Genomic DNA, 23,071 nt, shown 5'->3' on the forward strand with positions numbered 1-23,071 from the left:
CTCGACCGACTCATACGCATACGTCTTTACTTGTACATACAAGCATATGCAATCAAGCGGCCAACTTGTTGGAGGAGTGTTCTGGAAAAATCACGGGCATGGCTGGAGAGCGCCTGAATCGAGGGTTCTGGCGTGGATGAAATTTTCCGGGAGGAGATTCTGAGGAGATGCGGCTAGGCCAAGTGAGCGTGGTTTTGCGCCACGCTGGGGCGTTCGGTAACAAGTTGGTGCGTGGAGGGAAACAAGAGTGGGGTTGGCTTTTGTGGCGAGGGGATTTATCCCCGCTGGGCTGCGCAGCAGACCGCTTTTTTAAATCAGGAATGGGGCCGCTTCGCGACCCAGCGGGGATAAATCCCCTCGCCACAGGGTGTGTTCAGTTCTGGGGGAGTTCGATCACGCAGCATGCCGCGTTGGTGGAGACTTCGACCAGCCCACTGTTGCCGTCCAGTTGCAGGCAATCATGCCGACCGAGCTGCGAAACGCCGTCGCCAACACGCACGTCCATCAGCTCACTGACACTGAACACCAGCAGCGTCGATGCCGAGCTGAAAAACCGCTGCTCACCGTCCAGCCACTGCAATCGCGCGCTGTAACGTTGCGGCGCGTAGATCAGATTGAAGTCGCGAATCGCACCGCCGAGCAAAGTGCAGGACACTTGGCTTTCGCCGCTGAAAGCAAACGGGTCCAAGAGTAACAGTGGACGGGTATCGTCACCGTCGACGCACAGGGTCATGCCGTCGCCCTGCAACACGGTGATCACTCGCTGGTAACCGGCGAATGTCGAGAAACCGCCCGATTCGGTGATGTCGGCAATCGACAGGCGCCAGCCGAAACCGTCCAGGCCAGTGCCCGCATCGCGGGTGATTTCCTCGGTGCTGCCGCCGCCGTTTTTCCACGGCATGCGCGGGTAGCCTTCGGCGCGTAGAACCTTCACTTGATAATTCATTTATGAAAGCGCCCTTCCAGACGATGGCGGGAACCGGGGTGGATCAAACGCGCCGCCGTCACCGGTTGACGCCCCGACCAGGTTCGCCGGCGAATCAGCAGGCACGGCTCGCCCTTTTCGATCTGCAGCAGCTTGCACTCCGACGGCTCGGCAAGAATCGCTTCGACCACGTGCTCGCCCTCGGTCAGCGGCGCGACCTGGTTGAGATAGGCATAAGGCGTTTGCAGGGTGAAATCCTGCTTGAGGTATTCCGGCGCGACCAGGGCGTTGACGAAACGGTCTTCGATTTGCACCGGAATGCCGTTTTCGTAATGCACGATCAGCGAGTGGAAGACCTTCTGACCTTCGCGCATGTCCAGCGCCAGCGCGCGTTCGGAGCCGGCAGCTTCTTCTTCGAGGGTGATGACCTGGCAGGTGTGGCGATGGCCGCGCGAGGCGATTTCATCGGCGATGTTGTGCACTTCGAACAGCGCAGACTGGCTCTTCGGTTCGGCGACAAACGTACCCACGCCTTGCATGCGCACCAGCAGGCCGTCGGCGGTCATCTCGCGCAGGGCGCGGTTGATGGTCATGCGGCTGAAGCCGAGCTGGCTGACCAGTTCGCTTTCGGACGGCACGCGGTAGTGCGGCGGCCAGTTACCGCTGTCGATCTGCTGGGTGATCATCTGTTTGACGCGGGCGTACAAAGGCGCCGGACTGTCGCCCATGTTCGCGGCCAACGGAGAAACTGGAGGCGGAGTCGGCACGGTTGATCCCTGTTCATTGGATGAAAGTGACTAGCTTGCCGGAGTTTACCGGGCAGGCAAACGTCTGTATATGTATATACAAATAACACACGATGGGGTGCCGAACGATGTCCGCCTTCTTTGCCGAACGCGCACTGCTGCCTGAGGGATGGGTCAACAATGTACGTCTCGAGGTCAGCGCCGATGGCTTGTTGACCCGAATCCAGGCCGATTCCAGCGCAGACGGCGCCGAGCGGCTGCGCGGGCCGTTGCTGCCGGGAATGCCCAATCTGCACTCTCACGCCTTCCAGCGCGCCATGGCTGGATTGGCCGAAGTGGCCGGCAACCCCAACGACAGTTTCTGGACCTGGCGCGATCTGATGTACCGCCTCGTCGGAAAAATCAGCCCCGATCAGCTCGGCATCATCGCCCGTCAGCTGTACATCGAAATGCTCAAGGCCGGTTACACCTCGGTCGCCGAATTTCACTACGTGCACCATGACAGCAACGGCCAACCGTACGCCGATCCGGCGGAACTGGCGTTGCGCATCAGCCAGGCCGCCAGCGAAAGCGGTATCGGTCTGACCCTGCTGCCAGTGCTCTACAGTCATTCCGGTTTCGGCGGGCAAACGCCCAACGATGGCCAGCGTCGCTTTATCAACAGCACTGAAAACTATCTGAATCTGCAAGCGCGTTTGCAGCCATTACTGGCGCAGCAGAAGGCGCAATCGCTGGGCCTGTGTTTCCACTCGTTGCGCGCGGTAACTCCGCAGCAGATCAGCGAAGTGTTGGCGGCCAGTGACAAACAATGCCCGGTGCACATCCATATCGCCGAGCAGCAGAAAGAAGTCGACGATTGCCTGAGCTGGAGCGGTCGCCGTCCGTTGCAATGGCTCTACGAGAACGCTGAAGTCGATCAGCGCTGGTGTCTGGTCCACGCCACCCACGCCAACCCGGAAGAAGTCACGCTGATGGCCAACAGTCGCGCAATCGCCGGGCTGTGCCTGACCACTGAAGCGAATCTGGGCGACGGGATTTTCCCGGCGGTGGATTTCCTCGCACAGGGCGGGCGCATGGGTATCGGTTCCGACAGCCATGTCTCGCTCAGCGTGGTGGAGGAATTGCGCTGGCTGGAATATGGTCAGCGTCTGCGCGATCAGCGGCGCAATCGCTTGTATGGCGCGCAACAGCCGATGGTCGGTCGCACCCTGTATGACGCGGCGCTGGACGGCGGCGCGCAGGCGCTGGGTCAGCCGATCGGCGCGTTGGAAGTGGGCAAGCGCGCGGACTGGATTGTCCTGGATGGCAACGATCCGTATCTAGCGACGGCCAATGGCGACGGGATTCTGAACCGCTGGTTGTTCGCCGGCGGCGATCGCCAGGTGCGCGATGTGCTGGTCAATGGTCAGTGGGTGGTGCGCGATGGCCGGCATGCCGGCGAAGAGCACAGCGCCCGAGCCTTCACCCGGGTCCTGCGCGATCTCTTGGGCTGACCCAAAACCAAACTGTGGGAGCGAGCCTGCTCGCGAAAGCGGTGTATCAGTCCATATTCATGTCGACTGATACACCCTCTTCGCGAGCAGGCTCGCTCCCACAGTTGATTTGTATCGAGGCTTAATTGGATGTCTTGGCCATCTGCCGATCCGACGCGCGCCAGATCAGGCGTGTGGTGTCGTAACCCTGCTGACGCGCCTTGCTCAGCAATTCTTCGCGCACTACACCGTTGACGGTCGGTGTGCGTGACAGCAGCCACAGGTACTTGCGACTCGGATCGCCGACGATGGCGGTCTTGTAATCGTCGCTGACGTACAACACCCAGTACTCGCCCTTTGCCACACCCGGCACCAGGCGCGAGAACCAGTTATCGAATTCGACCCAGAGCTTGTCGGTCTTGCCCGGCACTTGTGGATAAGCCGTGCCCTTGGCTTCTTCCCACTGCCACTCCGGGGTCAGGCAACGATTGAGCACGCCGACATTACCGTCAGGCTTGAGGGTGTAATGGGCTTCGGATTGCGCGCAGTGGCGCTGGAAGTACATCGGCAAGCGTGCCAGTTCATACCAGGTGCCCTGATAACGCTTGAGATTGACGCTGTTGACGGTCTTGGGCGCCAACGGGTCGACGCCGGAAGTGGCGCAGCCAGCCAGTACCAGGCCAGCAAAAAGGATCAGCAATAACCGCTTCATTTTTTTCTCCGTGGGCGCGAAGCCCCGGTTTACTTCAGGCCTTGGCCGGAAAACATCAGCACTTTGTCACCGGCGTATTGCACGCTGATAAAGCTGTTCTTGTCGCCCCAGGTACAGCTGGACATACCGAGCGCGCCCGAGCAATCAGTGGGCTTGCCGAGAAGGGTTTCCACTTCGGACTTGGCCATGCCGGCCGAGAGCTTGGAGTAGTTTTCCTGATTGACCTTGCTGCATGCGGCCAACAGCACGCAAAACGACAGCAGGGCGATAGATCGCAGCGACATGGTGAAACTCCTGGAACGAGGGGGGATGGCATGGTGCCAACCAGAAGCTTAGAAGAGAAAAGTGTCATCTGGTTCCGTGACCGAACGCCTATTTATCAGCCCGCCCGTCCGGCTTTTGCCGGTAAATCAAAAACTTTGTGAAGCCGTCGAGCATTTCGTCGACTTTCCCTGCAAACGCCTAATCTTTGGCGCGGCGCGGTCGAAAATAAGAGCAGCGCAACGCTGCCGAATATGGCAAATTGCCGCCCTTTCCTGACCAGCCCCCTCGCGGTAGTTCATTCGATGACCAGAAACATGAAATTCAGCCACAAGATTCTGCTGGCTGCTGCCCTTGTGGTGGCCGTTGCGTTCGCCTGTTTCATCTTCTTCAACGACTATCGCCAGCGTCAGGCCTTGAGCAGCAGTACCGAAGCGACCATGCAGGAGCTGGGCAGCCTGACCACCAGCAACATCCAGACCTGGCTGGAAAGCCGCATTCAGCTGCTGCAATCGCTGTCGCAGCAAGTCGCCGTTGACGGCAACGCGCCCGCCAGCCTCAAACGCATCATTGACCTGCCCGCCTACACCGGCAATTTCCAGCTCAGCTATTTTGGCGGTGCCGACGGCGTGATGTTCTCGGTGCCGGCCGGCAACCGCGCGCCGGACTACGATCCACGGGCGCGCGGCTGGTACAAAGCCGCCAATAGCGCACAGCAGACCATCGTCACCGAACCGTACATTGCCGCTTCGTCGGGCAAGCTGGTGATCACCGTCGCCACGCCGGTGCAGCGTCAGGGCCAGATGCTCGGCGTGGCCGGGGCCGACATCGATCTGACCAGCGTCAGCGCGATCATCAACTCGCTGAACTTCGGCGGCCACGGTCACGCATTCATCGTCAGCGCCGAAGGCAAGATCCTGATTCACCCGGACAGCAAGCTGGTGCTCAAGACCCTCGCCGAGGCCTATCCGAACGGCGCGCCTCAAGTCAGCCCGGGCCTGAAAGAAGTCGAGTTCGACGGCAAGACCCAGTTGATTTCCTTCACTCGCGTCAACGGAGTGCCATCGGCTGACTGGTACGTGGCGCTGGTGCTCGATAAAGACACCGCGTTCTCGATGCTCAGCGAATTCCGCACCTCGGCGCTGATCGCCATGGTCATCGCCGTGCTGATCATCATCGGCCTGCTTGGCATGCTGATTCGCGTGCTGATGCAGCCACTGCTGACCATGGGCCGCGCGATGCATGACATCGCTGAAGGCGAAGGCGACCTGACCAAGCGTCTGGTGATTCACGGCAACGATGAATTCGGCGCGCTGGGTACGTCGTTCAACCGCTTCGTCGAACGCATTCATACGTCGATCCGCGAAGTGTCCTCGGCGACCGGCCAGGTCAACGAAGTCGCCCTGCGTGTGGTCGCTGCCTCGAACTCGTCGATGTACAACTCCGACCAGCAGGCCAGCCGCACCAACAGCGTCGCCGCCGCGATCAATCAGCTCGGCGCCGCCGCTCAGGAAATCGCCCAGAACGCCGCCCTCGCCTCGCAGCATTCCAGCGATGCGCGCAGCCTCGCGGTCGACGGCCAGCAGGTGGTGGATAAAACCATCCACGCCATGCAACAGCTGTCGGCAAAGATCAGCGATTCCTGCGGCAACATCGAAACCCTTAACAGCAACACGGTGAACATCGGTCAGATTCTCGAAGTGATCACCAGCATCTCCCAGCAGACCAACCTGCTCGCACTCAACGCCGCCATCGAAGCCGCGCGCGCCGGTGAAGCCGGACGCGGTTTCGCCGTGGTCGCCGACGAGGTGCGCAACCTCGCGCACCGCACCCAGGATTCGGCGCAGCAAGTACAGAAGATGATCGAAGAGTTGCAGGTCGGCGCACGTCAGGCAGTAACCATCATGACCGAGAGCCAGCGCGAGAGCGAAAGCAGCGTCGGCATCGCCAACCAGGCCGGCGAGCGTCTGGGCAGCGTGACCCAGCGCATCGGCGAAATCGACGGCATGAACCAGTCGGTGGCCACCGCGACCGAAGAACAGACAGCCGTGGTCGAGTCGATCAACGTTGATATCAACGAGATCAACACGCTGAATCAGGAAGGCGTGGAGAACTTGCAGGCGACATTGCGAGCCTGTTCGGACCTTGAGCAGCAGGCGGCGCGGTTGAAGCATCTGGTCGGCAGCTTCAGGATCTAAGCTGCAGCCTCAGGCCTCTTCGCGAGCAGGCTCGCTCCCAAAGGGATCTCCGGTTGTTACACAATTTGAGTGCACCACCAGATCCTGTGGGAGCGAGCCTGCTCGCGAAAGCGGCCTGCATCACGCAGAATGTCTTCAATATAAACATCGGGAATTTGCCAGATGAACAAGAAACACAACGGGGTTCATCCAGATCAAATCACATTATTGGCAATCCTTGCGCTGGGTAGCGAGGAAATCGATCGAGGAAACTATACAAACGCTGAAGACGTATTTCTTGAGCTAGATGAACTGGATCCAGCCCAGCAAACTAGAACCGTGATCCAGGTTTGGAAAGAAATACCAACTCTTCAGCCGTAGACTCCCGCCCCAACACCGCATTGCGATGCGGAAACCGGCCAAATCGGGCAATCACTTTCTGATGCCGCTCGGCATAGTCCAGGTTATCGGCAAACACCGCCCGCTCCGTCTCTGGCTGTTCAGCCACCAATTCAATAAATCTGGAAACGGCTTCGTTTTGCACCGCGAGGTTTTCGCAGTGTTCGAATACCAGATAAATGAATACCCGCTGAATCGGTTTCAACTGCCGATCGAAATCCGCTGCAATGCCTTGGGCGACGAGCTTCTGTGCGAGCAGATCACCGGAAAACGCTTTGGGGGTATCGCGATAGATCATGCGTGGCAGTTGATCGAGCAACAGCACCACCGCCAGCCAGCCTTCGGGACATTGCGTCCACTCGGTCAATTCGCCGGCAAGGGCCTGATCGACAAAGACCCCGAAACGCGTCTGCGCTTCGAGGTCTTGGCTGTTTCGCTTGCCGAACCACAACTTGCCCTTTTCGGCCGCTACTTCGCTGGCTGATTCGGCGTGTCCGAACCACCAGTCGAGCAACGGCTGCCAGGGCGCGTGCATGGCTTATTCCTTGTGGTAGGCCGTGGCGCGGGCGACTTCTTCTTTCGAACCGAGGAACACTGCAACGCGCTGGTGCAGGCCTTCCGGCTGGATGTCGAGAATACGCTGGTGACCGTCGGTGGACGCGCCGCCGGCTTGTTCGACGAGGAACGACATCGGGTTGGCTTCATACATCAGGCGCAGCTTGCCCGGTTTCGACGGCTCGCGGCTGTCGCGCGGGTACATGAACAGACCACCACGGGTCAGGATGCGGTGGACGTCGGCAACCATCGCCGCGACCCAACGCATGTTGTAGTTCTTCTTCAACGGGCCTTCTTCACCAGCCAGCAGCTCGCCGACATAGCGCTGCACCGGGGCTTCCCAGTGACGCTGGTTGGACATGTTGATGGCGAATTCCTGGGTGGTTTCCGGGATGGTGATGTCTTCGTGAGTCAGGACGAAGCTGCCCATTTCGCGGTCCAGGGTGAAGCCTTTGACGCCGTCGCCCAGGGTCAGCACCAGCATGGTCTGCGGGCCGTAGATGGCGTAACCGGCGGCCACTTGCTGGGTGCCTGGCTGCAGGAAAGCTTTTTCGTTCAGCGGCTCGTTCTGGCTCAGGTATTCGTTCGGGCAACGCAGTACCGAGAAGATCGTGCCGACCGGGGCGTTGATGTCGATGTTCGACGAGCCGTCCAGTGGGTCGAAGACCAGCAGGTATGCGCCTTTAGGGTATTTGCCCGGGATCTGGTAGGCGTTGTCCATTTCTTCGGACGCCATGCCGGCCAGGTGACCGCCCCATTCGTTGGCTTCGAGCAGGATCTCGTTAGAGATCACGTCGAGCTTCTTCTGCACTTCGCCTTGCACGTTCTCGGTGCCCATGCTGCCCAGAACACCACCCAGGGCGCCTTTGGACACGGCGTGGCTGATCTCCTTGCAGGCACGCGCTACCACTTCGATCAAAAAGCGCAGATCGGCAGGAGTGTTGTTGCTGCGGGTCTGCTCAATCAAATAGCGACTCAAGGTAACGCGGGACATGGACGGCTCCGGTGGAATGGGGGGCGGAAAACCCGCGCAGTTTACAGGGAGTCTGAAAACCTAGCGAGCGAAGACGCCGGCTAACGTGCGCCTGGGTGTATTTGCCTGTATGAGACGTGATTGTTGGTGGAGAGTTCAGGTGTCGGATTGAGCGTAGTTCGGTTCGGCATGAGCGATTGAGGATTTTCAGTGTTTGCCCGGGCGCCTTCGCGAGCAAGCTCGCTCCCACATTGGAATGCATTCCATTGTGGGAGCGAGCCCGCTCGCGAATGGCGCAAAGCGCCGCCATGCTCAGGTATTGGCTGGCGGCTTGCGCAACAGGCTGAACGCCATCGCCCCGAGAAACACCACACTGAGCAGCAACACCGCCCACAGCCCGAACTTCTTCCAATTGGTTCCGGCCACCGCAGCCGTCGTCGCCGTTGAGGTTTGCGTGGCCACTGCTTCGTCCTGCACCGTCGCCTTGCCCAGGCTCGCCAGCTTCTCTGGCTTGAAATCCGGAATCAACGTTGCCAGTGGCAGGTTCGCCGTTTTCACCGTGGCATTGCCCAAGGCCAGACTGTACGGCCCTTCGCCCCGGGCGAGGAAGATCACTTGCGTGGCGCGCACCGCATATTTCAGGTCCGGCGCCTGCTCACCCAGACCGCCGCCGCGCTCATCCACGGTCAGCTTGAGTTGCTGCACGGTCTGCCCGGACAGCGGGATTTCGTTCTGCACCACGTCCTGATTGTTCTGGCTCAGGCGATACAGCAAACCGCTGCTCAGCGTCTGCCACGGCAAGTTGCTCTCGCGCCGGCCGGCCAACGTCACCGGCGCCAGACTGTTCGGCTGTTTCAGCTCAATCTGCACCCGCTCGACATTCAGCCCCATCGGCAACTGCCAGGTGTATTCCCCGGATTTGGTGCTGCTGCCGGCCACGCTGGGCGACCACACCAAAGGCAGCGGCAGGTTGCGCGGGTCGCTGCTTTTCAATTGCGCCGACGTCAGGACGGGCGCCGAGCCCGGCGACTCCCACAGCAGGCGCACATAGCGCGCGGTCTGCCCCGGCAGGGTCACTTCGTGCTGTTCGATGCGCTCATCGGAAAAGGTCAGCCGTGCCACCTGGCCCTCGCCCCATGACTGCCAGTGCTGCAGATCGTCACTGGCCTCGATGCTGAAACGCTGAAAACCGTCGCGCTCGCTGGTCCAGTCGAGGATCAACTGCTGCAACGGTGCCTTGATCGCACTGGCATCGAGCAGCCAGCCGCGCAGCACTTCTTCGCCCGCCTCCAGTTGCGAGGACGGTTGCACTTCGACCAGGGTGCCGTTGGTGGTCGACTGCACGCGCACATTCGGCGCACGCTCGCTGGCGTCGGCAGCGTTGTACAGCGGGAACCATTTGACCTCGTGCAGCTTGCCGTCGTCGCGGGTCTGCGCCGATTCGCGAGCCAAGGCGTAGGCCTGCGCTTCGCCGGCGGCGTTGAACACACGCAAGTCGCTGAGATCGGTCTGGCGCGCCTGCAATTGCGCGCTCAGCGGCAGGTCGAGGCGATACCACGGGCCATTGCCGCTCACCGTCAACGGGACTTGCGTGGCGAAGTCCGCCGGTTTTTCCTGAGCACCAGCGACCATCACCACGCCCAGCGCCAACCACCCCAGATTCAGCATGCGACTCAAGATGCAACTCCTTCGGTATCCGGCGCGGGTTTGTCCGCCGCCGGTTCAGCCTCGACGCGTTTGGGTGGCAGCGGCGCGAAGTAGCCGACCACCAGCAGCAATACGCCGACACCGATAAACGAGACGATCCGGGCGAGACCGCCACGGTTGCTCAGTTCGACAAAAATCAGTTTGGCCACCACCAGCGCAATCAGTGCCGCGCCGATGAGCCACACTTCGCGGCGATGGCGCAGATGGCCGCCGATCATCAGCCCCAGCGCCATCAACGTCCAGACGATCGACAGGCCGGCCTGCACCAGCATCGACGCGAGCAGTTGATCAAGCTCGAACGGGATGCCGGCCCAGTGATGTGCCGCACGGGTGACCAGCGCGGTGCAGAAGGCGAACAGCGAAACCCCGGCGATCAGTTGCGTGGCGTGGTCGGCATGATCCTGACGGATCGACAACTGCGCAACGGCGCTGCGCGACCAGACATAAACGCCGAACAGCGCAAACAGCAGCCCCAGCTCCAATGGGTTGAGCAGCGGCACGTAAGGCAACGGTTCGGCATTGCCATCGCTGACGCCATTGGCCAGCCAGAACCACGCCAGCATCAGCACCGCCAGCGGTGCCGCCGCATACAAGCGGTACTCCCGAGAAAATGCGGCCACCGGCCACGGCCACGTTCGGGGTGCAGCCATCAGCAACAGATAGAGGCTCGGCAGAATCGCCCAGCCCAGCCAGCGCCACGCGTTGTACTGCTCGGACAACAGCAGCAGGCCGTAACGCAACTCCAGCGCCAGCACGCCAATCAGCAGCCAGCAACCGAGCACATGGGCCACGCTCAATGCGCGCGCCGGCAACATGGACCCCAAGCGGCGCAGGCTGAAGAAGTGCACCGCGAACAGCGCCGGCCACGCCAGCCAGCCGAAGTCGGCGGCCGGGTGGTAGCGCGAATGCCAAGCGCCGAGCAAAACCAGCGCCGCCGCAGGAATCAGTAAGGTGCAGAGCAACCCCAGCGCCGGCCATTTCAAGCGCAGTGACAACAGCGTCCACAGCGCCACACTGATCGCAGCGACCAGCAGCAACAATGTGCCTTGCAGGTTCGGCGAGGCGAAACGCAGGATTTCGCTGACCCACGCCAGCGTCCACCAACCGGCGCCCCAGACCAGCAGCACTTGCGACAAGCGCTGCAAACTCAAGGCATCAAAAGCCGTGGCATGGTTGCCCAATTGCAAGCGCCACGCACCGATCAGCGCGGCCAGCCCCAGCACCAGCGGTGTCCAGAAGCCGCCATGGGCCAATGGTTGCAATCCTTCGCTAGATAACGGCCCGAGCCATTCGGGGCCGGCGAGCAGAAACGCCGCGCCGCCGACCACCTGCAACAGCAGCCCGAAAACGAAACTCAGACGCTGTTGCAGGTACAGGCTCAGCCAGATGATCAGCAAACCGCTGGCCGCCCACACTGCACTCGCGGTTTGCCACGGCAGCACGAACAGCACCGCCAGATTGATCAGTACCAGCCCGGCCAGCAGCACCACCGACAAGCCACGCAGCAGGCGCACATCGCCGCGCACCATCTCGTCCCGCGCCGCCAGCAGCATGCCACCAATCAAGGCCAGCCCGATCAGGGACGCACTGAGCAAACCGCTCCAGCCAGCGCTGAACACCGCCGTCGAATCTTCGCCGGCCGTTTGCAGGCGCAGCAGGAACAACGCGCCGCCCAGCAACTGCACGGCGAACGCGGTGAACAGGAATGTGCGTGATTGAATCCGCAAGCCGACAAACAACGTTGCCAAACCGGCCAAGGCCCAACTGATCGCCGTGCCCTGGATGAACAGCAACAACGGCGCCAGCAGATACAGGAACGTCAGGCCCAGACACGCCAGCACTGGCAGGCCTTGCCTTTCCCACGGCAATGTTTGCTCGGGCGTAGCCTTGCGCAGTTGGAAGAAACTGAACAGCAGCGCGGCGCCAAGCATCAGCGCGCCCAGCGGTGCGCCGTCGAGCAGGCTGCTCTCGCCGGGCTGCAACTGGCTGAGAAACGCCAGTGCCGAACCCAGTTGCAGCAGTAAGGCAAAGGCCCGGGCAAACGGTCGATGCTGACGCAACCCGAGCCAGAAAATTCCCGCGCCTTCCACGGCCCACGCCGCAGAAGTCCAGCGCGCATCGAGCCCCAGCGGAATCGCCAGGCTGGCGAAAATCACTCCCAGCGCCAGGCAGGTTTCGCCCAGCAGCATCGCGCGCCCGCCCATCAAAACTTTGGCCAGCGCCATATAGATCATGCCCAGCGCCAATGCACTGAACGCCGCCGCAAATTCGAGGTGCTGGACCAACGCAAACTGCAAACCGAAGCCAATGATCGGCGGGCCGAACAGCATGGTGCCGTCGACATAATCACCCTTGCGTGCAGACCATTGCAGCAGCGCGTCGCGATCAGCCTCCGCCGGAGCATCCTGCAGGTCGCGCAATTTGCGCCGGGCGAAGAGCAGGCCGATGGCGAGGTACATGAGGAAAAACAAAATCAGGAACGGCTCGGTGCTCCACAGCAATTCCGGCGTGTAGGAACGCAGGCCCCAGGCGAATCCGATACCGAAGGTACCGACGAAACCGATCAGGTTGAGCAGCCGCCAGGCCTTGAACCAGGCGATAGCAAGAATGCCCGCGTTGAGGAGAGCGAAATAGCTGAACAGTGCGACGTGATTGCCTTCGCCGGTAGAAGTCAGAATAGGCGCGGCGAAACCACCGAGTGCCGCCGCTGCGGCCAACCCCAGCGCGTCCTGGGTAATCGCCAGAATGGCCGAGAACACCGTCACCGCGACCAGCAAACCGAGTGCAGCGGACGGATCAAGCAACGGATGCAGACGCATCGCCGCAAACACCGTCAGGTACAACACCGCGATCCCGGTGCCTTGCAGCATCAATGCATAGTTGCTGTTGCGTCGGCGCAACCACCAGCCCAGCGCAAGCAGAGCCAACGCCGCTGCCGCGACGCCGGCGTACCGCAACTCGATCGGCACCACCATGCCTTCGGTGGCGTAACGCAGTAAAAATGCCAGACCGAAAAACAGCAGCACCACACCGACGCGCAGCACTGTATTGCCGCCAAACAGCCAGTTGCGCGCAGCGCCGATGCCGCGTTCGATCAGGTTCGGGCCACGGGGTTCGGCGGGTTTTTGCGATGGTGCAACGGGAGCCGGTTCGGCGCGCCAGACATCGGCCGGCAGCGGCTGGCTGGGTTCGCGGGCGACGGCGGAAATCGGTTCGAGTTCGGGAGGCAGTTCCCAGATCAGTTCAGGGGTCAGGGCAGCCTGCTCAGCCACGTCGACGGGTGCGGCGACTGGCTCGGCTTCAGGTGACGGCGCGGGCGCATGCGAGGGCGAACCCTCCAGCACAAACAGCCGCTGAGCCACGCCTTGCAAGGCTTCGCGCACCTGCTCGAGTTGACGCTGTTGCTCCGCCGCCTGCGAGCCAAGGCGCGCAATGCGCAGCGCCTGGCCGATGACCAGCCCCAGCAGCGCACCCAATAGCGCGCCACTGAACGACTCGTCGAGCAGTCCACCGAGCACCAGCCCGATCAACATGAACATCCATTGCATGGTCGATATCCCTAAGCAGCCCCGGGGCGGGGCGAGTCCGGCGATGGCTTCAGTCTAGGCACAAACCGTGTGGGAGCGAGCCTGCTCGCGAAGGCGGATTGTCAGCCAACATTTCTGTTTAAGTCGACGATCGCTTCGCGAGCAGGCTCGCTCCCACAGGGTACGGCGGTGATTGATGCCTTTTAACCGGCGCTCAGTATATCGATCCGGCCCAACAAACGTTGGGCCTTGCGCAGATTTGTCGGGGAAAGTTACTCCAGCGCTTTCCAGATATCCGTGGCGTACTCGCGAATCGTCCGATCGGAAGAGAACCAGCCCATCCGCGAGGTGTTGAGCACCGCCGAACGCCACCAGTTCTGCGAGTCATGCCAGTGCGCATCGACACGCTTCTGCGCTTCCCAATAGGAGTCGAAATCGGCGCAGACCAGGAAGCGGTCATAGTCGATCAACGAGTCGATCAGGCCGGTGTAACGCGAGGTATCGTCCGGCGAGAACACACCGCTGCGAATCGCTTGCAGCACATCGTTCAAACGATGGGAGGCGGCGATGTCGGGTACGGCGCTGAACTCGTTGTTGTGCTTGCGCGCTTCAACCTGTTGCGCACTGAGACCGAAGATGAACATGTGCTCGGCACCGATGCGCTCGCACATTTCCACGTTGGCACCGTCGAGGGTGCCGATGGTCAGCGCGCCATTGAGGCCGAACTTCATATTACTGGTGCCCGACGCCTCGAAACCGGCGGTGGAAATCTGCTCGGACAGGTCAGCCGCGGGGATAATGCTTTCGGCCAGGCTGACGTTGTAGTTGGGCAGGAACACCACTTTCAGCAGACCACGCACGGTCGGGTCGTTGTTCACCACCCGAGCAATGTCATTGGTCAGCTTGATGATCAGTTTGGCCTGGTGATAACTCGCCGCCGCTTTACCGGCGAAGATTTTCACCCGTGGCACCCAGTCGACTTCCGGCTCGGCACGAATCGCCTGGTACAACGCCACGGTGTGCATCAGGTTGAGCAGCTGGCGTTTATATTCGTGGATACGTTTGACCTGCACGTCGAACATCGCCGCCGGGTTGACCGCGATCCCGAGGCGCTCGTGAATCAGATAGGCCAGCGCCTTCTTGCTGTGCAAACGCTGCTCGGCGAAGGCTTTGCGGAACGCGGTTTTCTCGGCGAACGGCTCGAGTTCGAGCAGGCGCTCTTCAGGATGATCGAGCAGGTCCGGGCCGAGGGCATCGACCAGCATCGAAGTCAGTTCCGGGTTGGCCTGATACAGCCAGCGGCGGAAGGTGATGCCGTTGGTTTTGTTGTTGATCCGCTCAGGGTAGAGCTTGTGCAGTTCGGCGAATACGGTTTTGCGCATCAGCTGCGTATGCAGACCGGACACGCCGTTGACGCTGTGCGAACCGAGGAACGCGAGGTTGCCCATGCGCACCCGGCGGCCGTTGTCTTCTTCGATCAGCGACACCGCACGCAACACGTCGAAGTCATGAATGCCCTTGGCCCGCAGCGAATCGATGTGCTGCGCGTTGATCAGGTAAATGATCTGCATGTGCCGTGGCAGCATGCGTTCCATCAGCCCGACCGGCCAGGTTTCCAGCGCTTCCGGCAGCAGCGTGTGGTTGGTGTACGACAGCGTGTCGACAGTGACTTGCCATGCTGCGTCCCACGCGACGTCGTAGACGTCGACCAGTTGGCGCATCAGTTCGGCCACGGCGATCGAGGGGTGAGTGTCGTTGAGCTGGATCGCCGCGTGGTCACCGAGGGTCAGCACCGAGGTGTGCATGTTGCGGTGACGGCGCAGCAGATCCTGCAGCGAAGCGGCGACAAAGAAGTATTCCTGACGCAGGCGCAGTTCTTGCCCGGCTTCGGTGCTGTCGGCCGGATAAAGGACGCGGGAGATACTTTCGGCGCGGGCCACTTCCGCCACGGCGCCCAGGTGGTCACCGGCGTTGAAGCGTTCCAGGTGCAGGTCTTCCATGGCGCGGGCACGCCACAGGCGCAGAGTGTTGACGCTCGCTCCGCGCCAGCCGACCACCGGCGTGTCATAAGCAATGGCGCGCACGGTTTCCGCCGGCGACCAGACCTGACGAGTCTTGCCGGAGGCATCGGTGACGGTTTCGACGCTGCCGCCGAAGCCGATCGGGTAAGCCACTTCCGGCCGTTCGAATTCCCAAGGGTTGCCGAAATCCAGCCAGTGTTCGGTCTGCTCCTGTTGCCAGCCATCGACAATCGCCTGACGGAACAAGCCGTGCTCATAACGAATGCCATAGCCATGGCCGGCGATGCCAAGGGTCGACATGCTTTCCATGAAGCACGCCGCGAGACGACCGAGGCCGCCGTTGCCGAGCGCCGCATCGGGCTCCAGCAGGCGGATGCGCTCCAGATCGACGCCCAGTTCAGTCAGCGCTTCACGGGCGACATCGAGCAGGCCGAGGTTGCTCAGGCTGTCGTAGAGCAAACGGCCGATGAGAAATTCCAGCGAGAGGTAATAAACCCGCTTCTGGCCTTTGCGATAGATCTGTCGGGTGTGGTCCATCCAGTGTTCGACCATGTGATCACGCGCAGCCAGGGCGATGGCTTCGAACCAGTCATGGTCGAAGGCGTGATCGGGGTCTTTGCCCACGGCGTAGGTGAGTTTGGTCAGGACGGCGTCGCGGAATGCGGCCACCTCTGCTTCGCGAACTAGTGGTTCTTGAGTCATCAACAGGACCTCGAGCGAGCGGGAATTTTCTGAGCCTAGACGGTCTGACCGGCGCTAACGGCTCTGGTTCGGCAGTATTTGCGCGGACTGTGCGCCAGTGCGACATAACCCTGGCGGATGAGCCAATGAATGCAGGGGCCGTGCCGTCCTGTCGGGCAAAATGCGGCCGCTGTGAAAATATCCGGCGAAAGGTTGTTCAAAATTCCACCGCTCCCGGTATGATCGCGCGCCCTGATGCATACACGCCTGGTAACTCCCGATGATGAAGCCCAACCTGATCGCCGCCGCCGAGATTGATCGTCTCGATACGTGGGCCAAATATTCGGCACCGATGTGCGGCTCGTGCATGTCCAGCTGCTGCACGCTGCCGGTCGAAGTGAAGATCAAGGATCTGGTGCGCATCGGTGTGGTCGACGAGTTCGAACTGGGCGATCCGCCAAAGAACATCGCCAAGCGCCTGCAAAAGGAAGGGCTGGTCGAGCGCTTCAATCAGAAGTCGGGAATCTTCACCCTGCAGCGCATGAGCAACAACGACTGCTATTACCTGGATCGTAAAACCCGCCTGTGCACCATTTATGACAAGCGCCCGGACACTTGCCGCAACCACCCGAAGATCGGCCCGCGGCCGGGGTATTGCGCTTATAAGCCGAAAGAAGTCGAGCGGGTGCAGAATTTCCGGGCCATCGACAAATTTTGATCGCGCCTGATCGTTCCCACGCTCTGCGTGGGAATGCAGCCCGGGACGCTCCGCGTCACTCCTGAAGCCGAACGCGGAGCGTCCGTTGAGGCATTCCCACGCAGAGCGTAGGAACGATCAATACGCCCACAAAACCCTGTGGGAGCTGGCTTGCCAGCGATGAGGCCAGCACAAAGATCGCCTAAACCCCAGACAAACAAAAACGCCCCCGGTCTCGCGACCGGGGGCGTTTTCTATTCCAGGGCTGGATTACGCCTTGGCTTTCTTCGCAGCGCGGGTACGCTCGCTTTCGTCGAGGATCTTCTTGCGAAGACGGATCGACTTAGGCGTGACTTCGCACAGCTCGTCTTCCTGGATGTATTCCAGAGCCTGTTCCAGGGTGAAGCGAACAGGTGGTACCAGAGCGATGGTTTCGTCTTTACCCGAAGCACGCATGTTGTCGAGCTTCTTGCCTTTGGTTGGGTTGACACCCAGGTCGTTGTCGCGGCTGTTCTGACCAACGATCTGACCGTTGTAGATCTCCTGGCCGTGTTCTACGAACAGCTTGCCACGAGCCTGCAGGGTCTCCAGCGAGTAGGTCAGAGCCTTGCCGGTTTCAACCGAAACCAGAACGCCGTTCTGACGGCCGGACATGTGGCCCGACTTCACTGGAGCGTAACGGTCGAAGATCGAGGTCAGGATGCCAGCACCGTTGGTCAGGGTCAGGAACTGGTTACGGAAACCGATCAGACCGCGAGCAGGGATGTTGTATTCCAGACGAACACGGCCCTTGCCATCCGGCACCATGTTGCTCAGGTCGCCCTTACGCAGACCCATCTCTTCCATGACCTTGCCCTGGGATTCTTCAGGGATGTCGATGGTGACGTTTTCGAACGGTTCCTGCTTCACGCCGTCAACTTCACGGATGATCACTTCAGGACGGCCCAGGGCCAGCTCGAAGCCTTCGCGACGCATGGTTTCGATCAGTACCGAGAGGTGAAGCTCACCGCGGCCGGAAACCTTGAACTTGTCAGCCGAGTCGCCTTCTTCAACGCGCAGTGCAACGTTGTACAGCAGCTCTTTGTCCAGACGATCCTTGATGTTACGGGAGGTCACGAACTTGCCTTCTTTACCGCAGAATGGCGAGTCGTTTACCTGGAACGTCATGGAAACGGTTGGCTCGTCAACGGTCAGCGGCTTCATCGCCTCGACGGTGTTGATATCGCACAGAGTGTCGGAGATGAACAGCTCGTCGAAGCCGCTGATGCAGACGATGTCGCCGGCAGCTGCTTCGTCAACGTCGATGCGGTGCAGACCGTGGTGACCCATCAGCTTCAGGATACGACCGTTGCGGCGCTTGCCGTCGGCGCTGATAGCGACAACCGGGGTGTTCGGCTTGACGCGACCGCGAGCGATACGGCCAACACCGATAACACCCAGGAAGCTGTTGTAGTCCAGAGCGGAGATCTGCATCTGGAACGGACCGTCACGGTCAACGGCCGGAGGCGGAACGTGGTCGACTACCGCCTGGTACAGCGGAGTCATGTCTTCCGCCATGGCGGTGTGGTCCAGACCGGCAATACCGTTCAGGGCCGAAGCGTAAACAACCTGGAAGTCCAGTTGTTCTTCGGTAGCACCGAGGTTGTCGAACAGGTCGAAGATCTGGTCCAGAACCCAGTCCGGACGTGCGCCTGGACGGTCAACCTTGTTGATCACCACGATTGGACGCAGGCCGGCTTCGAAAGCCTTCTTGGTCACGAAACGGGTTTGCGGCATAGGGCCGTCTTGAGCGTCAACCAGCAGCAGAACGGAGTCGACCATCGACATTACGCGTTCAACTTCGCCGCCGAAGTCGGCGTGGCCCGGGGTGTCCACGATGTTGATGTGGTAGCCGTTCCAGTTGATGGCGGTGTTCTTCGCCAGAATGGTAATACCGCGCTCTTTTTCCTGGTCGTTGGAGTCCATCACGCGCTCGTCGTTGAGCTCGTTGCGCTCCAGGGTGCCGGATTGACGCAGGAGTTTGTCTACCAGGGTGGTTTTACCGTGGTCAACGTGGGCAATGATGGCGATGTTGCGTAGATTTTCGATCACTTGTGTATCTCGATCAGAGGATTCGGTTTGCTGACAAGTCATGGCAGCGATTAGCAGTAGTGTCCGGCATGGCCGTTACAGCTTGACGGCGGTGTCGGGGGGCCGGTGACGCAGGCCACAGGCAAACAGCCCCGGGCACTTAGCTCGGTCGATAAACGCGCACATTGGCATGCCCCTCACTGAGCAAATGGTGGGCATGCAGGCGACTCATCACGCCTTTGTCGCAATACAGCAGGTACTGGCGAGTAGGGTCCAGTTCCTTGAAACGTGCGTTCACTGCATAGAACGGCATCGTCTGTACCTCTATGCCGGCGAGCTCCAGCGGGTCATCCTCGGCGGCATCCGGGTGGCGGATGTCGATGACGATCTGACCGGCCAGCGCTTCGCTGACTTCTTCAATTTGCAAATCCTGGCCCAACTCGTCGATTACCCGATCGATCGGCACCAGTTTGGCGTTGGCGAGCGCACGCTCGAGTACCGCCATGTCGAATTCTTTCTCTTCGTGCTCAACCCGGCCACGCTTGGCGGCAGTCTTGGGGTTGACCGAAATCACGCCGCAATATTCCGGCATGTGCCGGGCGAAATCGGCGGTGCCGATCTCGTTGGCGGTGTCGATGATGTCCTGCTTGTGCGCGACGATCAGCGGTCGCAGCACCAGTTTGTCGGTCACGCAGTCGATCACCGACAGGTTCGGCAGCGTCTGGCTCGACACCTGGGAGATCGCTTCACCGGTCACCAGTGCATCGATGTGCAGGCGTTCGGCGATCTCGGACGAGGCGCGCAACATCATACGCTTCAAAACCACGCCCATATGACTGTTATCGACTTTGCCGAGAATTTCGCCCAGCACTTCCTCGAACGGCACACTGACAAATAGCACGCGTTGCGAGCTGCCGTACTTCTTCCAGATGAAGTGCGCGACTTCCATCACGCCCAATTCGTGGGCACGCCCGCCGAGATTGAAGAAGCAGAAGTGCGCCATCAGGCCGCGACGCATGATCTGGTAAGCCGCCACGGTCGAATCGAAGCCGCCGGACATCAATACCAGCGTCTGCTCCAACGCGCCGAGCGGATAGCCGCCGATGCCGTTGTGCTGGCTGTGAATCACGAACAACCGTTTGTCGCGAACTTCGATACGGACTTCGATTTGCGGCGCTTTAAGGTCGATTCCGGCCGCACCGCACTCACGACGCAGCTTGCTGCCGACGTATTTTTCCACGTCCATCGAGCTGAACGCATGCTTGCCTGCGCGCTTGCAGCGCACCGAGAAAATCTTCCCGGCCAGCGCATCGCCGTAGTGCTGTTTGCACTTCTCGGTGATGTCGTCGAAGTCGCCCAGCGGGTACTCGTCGATCTGCAGAAAGTGCGCGATACCCGGCATGCAGGTCAGGCGCTCGCCCATCTCCTTCAAGGCTTTGGGGTCGGTAACGCGGGTTTCCAGCTCGAGATTGTCCCACACGCCGTTCACCACCACGGCCGGGTCCAGGTCACGGAGCACGGTGCGGATGTTCTTGGCCAACTGGCGGATGAATTTCGTCCGGACAGGTCGGCTTTTGATGGTGATCTCGGGGAAGACTTTTACGATAAGTTTCATGAAAACAGCGCGCGAACGGCCAGCCGAAAAAGGGGGGCGCGGATTATAGCGGAAATTGCTCAAGGTTTAACCAGTTAATGTGCAGAAGGTTTTGCTTGCACCAAAACAGGTCATTTCTGAATTTAAACGCAACATTAAGGGGCGGGATTTGTCGATTAAGTATCTCGCACGCCTTAATAAGGGTGAATTTGGGGCAAAAAACCCATGCTGGGGCACTGGCATGCAATTTGCTCCCTTGTGAGGCAGGTTGCCTTGGCAGAGTATTCGCGCCGGCATCACCATTATTAAGGGCATCCACTACCCGCCCTAATTCACCCGGAGGACACTATGTCGAAGTCGGTTCAACTCATCAAAGATCATGACGTCAAGTGGATTGATCTGCGCTTCACGGACACCAAAGGCACTCAGCACCACGTGACCATGCCGGCTCGCGATGCGCTGGATGACGACTTCTTCGAAGTCGGCAAGATGTTCGACGGTTCCTCCATCTCCGGCTGGAAAGGCATCGAAGCCTCCGACATGATCCTGATGCCGGTCGACGAAACTGCCGTACTCGATCCGTTCACCGAAGACCCAACCCTGATTCTGGTGTGCGACATCATCGAGCCTTCGAGCATGCAGGGCTACGATCGCGACCCACGTGCGATCGCCAAGCGCGCCGAAGAGCACCTGAAAGCCACCGGTATCGGTGACACCGTATTCGCCGGTCCAGAGCCTGAGTTCTTCATCTTTGACTCGGTGAAATTCAAGTCGGACATCTCCGGCTCGATGTTCAAGATCTACTCCGAGCAAGGTTCGTGGATGTCCGACCAGGACATCGAAGGCGGCAACAAGGGTCACCGTCCAGGCGTGAAAGGCGGCTACTTCCCGGTTCCACCGTTCGACCACGACCACGAAATCCGTACCGCCATGTGCAACGCACTGGAAGAAATGGGTCAGTCGGTTGAAGTTCACCACCACGAAGTGGCGACTGCCGGCCAGAACGAAATCGGCGTCAAGTTCAACACCCTGGTGAAGAAAGCTGACGAAGTTCAGACCCTGAAATACGTTGTGCACAACGTTGCCGACGCTTACGGCCGCACCGCGACCTTCATGCCGAAGCCACTGTACGGCGACAACGGTTCGGGCATGCACGTACACATGTCGATCTGGAAAGACGGCAAGAACACCTTCGCAGGTGAAGGCTATGCCGGCCTGTCCGACACCGCTCTGTACTTCATCGGCGGCATCATCAAGCACGGTAAGGCCCTGAACGGCTTCACCAACCCGGCGACCAACTCCTACAAGCGTCTGGTGCCAGGCTTCGAAGCTCCGGTAATGCTGGCCTACTCGGCGCGCAACCGTTCCGCTTCGATCCGTATTCCATACGTGTCGAGCCCGAAAGCCCGCCGTATCGAAGCACGCTTCCCGGATCCGGCTGCCAACCCGTACCTGGCCTTCGCAGCACTGCTGATGGCCGGTCTGGACGGTATCCAGAACAAGATCCACCCAGGCGATGCTGCCGACAAAAACCTGTACGACCTGCCGCCTGAAGAGGCGAAAGAGATTCCACAGGTTTGCGGCAGCCTGAAAGAAGCCCTGGAAGAGCTGGACAAGGGCCGCGCCTTCCTGACCAAGGGCGGCGTGTTCTCCGACGACTTCATTGACGCTTACATCGCGCTGAAATCGGAAGAAGAAATCAAGGTTCGCACCTTCGTACACCCACTGGAATATGAGCTGTACTACAGCTGCTGATCCGGTAGCGCTGCGTAAGTGGCGTGACAAAAGAGGCCTCCTTCGGGAGGCCTCTTTTATTGCTCGGCGCAGTTCATTTACCCTGTGGGAGCGAGCCTGCTCGCGAAAGCGGTGTGTCATTGATCGTTCCCACGCTCCGCGTGGGAACGATCCGTGTTTTGGCTACCAGTCTTTTCAATTCCAGTTATTAACGGTTTTGGCCAACCGCCCCACCTGTCCTATGCTGCTACCCATCGTTTCCAATCCCGGTCGATTTCATGGGTCGCACGTTTCTCTACATTCTGCTGCTGATCGCCCTGCCCGCCGCCGCGCAGATCTACAAGTACACCGACGCCAACGGCAACACGGCGTACAGCAATCAGCCGCCGGACGGCGTGCAGGCGCAACCGGTCGAGCTGCCGCCACTCAATCGGGTCGAGCCGCAAGCACCGAGCGCGCCGCAGGCACCCCACGCAGAACAACCGCAACCAGCGCGCAACGCCTATGAAATCCTCGAACTCGCCGGTCTGCCCACTGACGAGGCCCTGCGCGCCAATAACGGCACCTTTACGGTCAATGTCCTGATCAAACCGCGCCTGCAACCGCCGCATCAATTAAGGCTGCTACTCGACGACCAGCCCTATGGCCAGCCGAGCAACGTGCCGGTCCTGCAATTGATCAACATCGATCGCGGCGAGCATCGCCTGGCCGTGCAAGTGATCGACGGCCAGACTGTCATCCAGCAGAGCCCACCCGCGGTCTTCACCGTGCAACGGGTGCATACGCCGTGATTCGCGCGGGGCTGGCACTCATCCTGGTG

Annotated in this window: 16 protein-coding genes; 5 read left to right on the top strand and 11 right to left on the bottom strand. The window is 60.4% G+C overall.

The window, feature by feature from the left end; all coding sequences use genetic code 11:
* Positions 1-373: 373 nt before the first annotated feature.
* Positions 374-946: a HutD/Ves family protein gene (locus JWU58_RS25590; RefSeq protein ID WP_206421208.1), complete on the bottom strand. Its 573-nt coding sequence runs from the start codon at positions 944-946 to the stop codon at positions 374-376.
* A complete protein-coding gene (gene hutC / locus JWU58_RS25595; RefSeq protein WP_162999786.1) occupies positions 943-1,653 on the bottom strand; it encodes a histidine utilization repressor in 711 nt (236 codons plus the stop codon). The genes JWU58_RS25590 and hutC overlap by 4 nt, the downstream gene beginning before the upstream one ends.
* Positions 1,654-1,799: 146 nt before the next feature.
* Between hutC and JWU58_RS25600 the strand changes: the two genes are divergently transcribed.
* Positions 1,800-3,164, top strand: a complete 1,365-nt coding sequence (locus JWU58_RS25600; RefSeq protein WP_123444032.1) for a formimidoylglutamate deiminase — start codon at positions 1,800-1,802, stop codon at positions 3,162-3,164.
* A 121-nt stretch (positions 3,165-3,285) separates the two neighbouring features.
* Here JWU58_RS25600 and JWU58_RS25605 read toward each other — a convergent pair whose 3' ends face one another.
* Both JWU58_RS25605 and JWU58_RS25610 read right to left on the bottom strand, forming a co-directional pair.
* Positions 3,286-3,855, bottom strand: a complete 570-nt coding sequence (locus tag JWU58_RS25605; RefSeq protein WP_016772094.1) for a lipocalin family protein — start codon at positions 3,853-3,855, stop codon at positions 3,286-3,288.
* Positions 3,856-3,884: 29 nt separating this feature from the next.
* Positions 3,885-4,139 (bottom strand): hypothetical protein, encoded by a 255-nt coding sequence (locus JWU58_RS25610; RefSeq protein ID WP_016772095.1) that lies wholly within the window; start codon positions 4,137-4,139, stop codon positions 3,885-3,887.
* Positions 4,140-4,421: 282 nt separating this feature from the next.
* Between JWU58_RS25610 and JWU58_RS25615 the strand changes: the two genes are divergently transcribed.
* Complete coding sequence (locus JWU58_RS25615) at positions 4,422-6,314, top strand: methyl-accepting chemotaxis protein (RefSeq protein ID WP_197047952.1); 1,893 nt, start codon at positions 4,422-4,424, stop codon at positions 6,312-6,314.
* A gap of 310 nt (positions 6,315-6,624) precedes the next feature.
* Here JWU58_RS25615 and JWU58_RS25620 read toward each other — a convergent pair whose 3' ends face one another.
* The 5 genes from JWU58_RS25620 to JWU58_RS25640 form a co-directional block, all read right to left on the bottom strand.
* A complete protein-coding gene (locus JWU58_RS25620) occupies positions 6,625-7,227 on the bottom strand; it encodes a DUF924 family protein (protein ID WP_123444033.1) in 603 nt (200 codons plus the stop codon).
* Positions 7,228-7,230: 3 nt separating this feature from the next.
* A complete protein-coding gene (locus tag JWU58_RS25625; RefSeq protein WP_016772098.1) occupies positions 7,231-8,241 on the bottom strand; it encodes a class 1 fructose-bisphosphatase in 1,011 nt (336 codons plus the stop codon).
* Between the two features lie 291 nt (positions 8,242-8,532).
* Positions 8,533-9,897 carry a DUF3999 domain-containing protein gene (locus tag JWU58_RS25630; protein WP_122747963.1) on the bottom strand — a complete coding sequence of 455 codons (1,365 nt, stop codon included), beginning with the start codon at positions 9,895-9,897 and terminating at the stop codon, positions 8,533-8,535.
* Entirely contained in the window at positions 9,894-13,475 is a 3,582-nt protein-coding gene (locus tag JWU58_RS25635) for a DUF2339 domain-containing protein (RefSeq protein ID WP_206421209.1), read from the bottom strand. Before JWU58_RS25635 ends, JWU58_RS25630 begins: the two co-directional genes overlap by 4 nt.
* A gap of 251 nt (positions 13,476-13,726) precedes the next feature.
* Positions 13,727-16,177 carry a glycogen/starch/alpha-glucan phosphorylase gene (locus JWU58_RS25640; protein ID WP_206421210.1) on the bottom strand — a complete coding sequence of 817 codons (2,451 nt, stop codon included), beginning with the start codon at positions 16,175-16,177 and terminating at the stop codon, positions 13,727-13,729.
* Between the two features lie 259 nt (positions 16,178-16,436).
* Between JWU58_RS25640 and JWU58_RS25645 the strand changes: the two genes are divergently transcribed.
* Positions 16,437-16,874 carry a YkgJ family cysteine cluster protein gene (locus JWU58_RS25645; RefSeq protein ID WP_016772101.1) on the top strand — a complete coding sequence of 146 codons (438 nt, stop codon included), beginning with the start codon at positions 16,437-16,439 and terminating at the stop codon, positions 16,872-16,874.
* A 249-nt stretch (positions 16,875-17,123) separates the two neighbouring features.
* Here the strand turns inward: JWU58_RS25645 and typA are convergent, their stop codons facing one another.
* On the bottom strand, positions 17,124-18,944 hold the full coding sequence (gene typA / locus JWU58_RS25650) for a translational GTPase TypA (protein WP_016772102.1): 1,821 nt from the start codon (positions 18,942-18,944) through the stop codon (positions 17,124-17,126).
* A 139-nt stretch (positions 18,945-19,083) separates the two neighbouring features.
* Positions 19,084-20,538, bottom strand: a complete 1,455-nt coding sequence (gene thiI, locus JWU58_RS25655; protein WP_024011233.1) for a tRNA uracil 4-sulfurtransferase ThiI — start codon at positions 20,536-20,538, stop codon at positions 19,084-19,086.
* Between the two features lie 327 nt (positions 20,539-20,865).
* Here thiI and glnA point away from each other — a divergent pair, with 327 nt between their 5' ends.
* Together glnA and JWU58_RS25665 are read left to right on the top strand one after the other, a co-directional pair.
* On the top strand, positions 20,866-22,272 hold the full coding sequence (gene glnA, locus JWU58_RS25660; RefSeq protein ID WP_016772104.1) for a type I glutamate--ammonia ligase: 1,407 nt from the start codon (positions 20,866-20,868) through the stop codon (positions 22,270-22,272).
* Positions 22,273-22,529: 257 nt separating this feature from the next.
* The gene (locus JWU58_RS25665) at positions 22,530-23,042 is read left to right on the top strand and encodes a DUF4124 domain-containing protein (protein WP_206421211.1); all 513 of its coding nucleotides are present in this window, start codon (positions 22,530-22,532) and stop codon (positions 23,040-23,042) included.
* Positions 23,043-23,071: the final 29 nt, after the last annotated feature.

It is taken from the genome of Pseudomonas atacamensis (assembly GCF_017167965.1).
In the GTDB taxonomy this organism is placed as follows: domain Bacteria; phylum Pseudomonadota; class Gammaproteobacteria; order Pseudomonadales; family Pseudomonadaceae; genus Aquipseudomonas; species Aquipseudomonas atacamensis.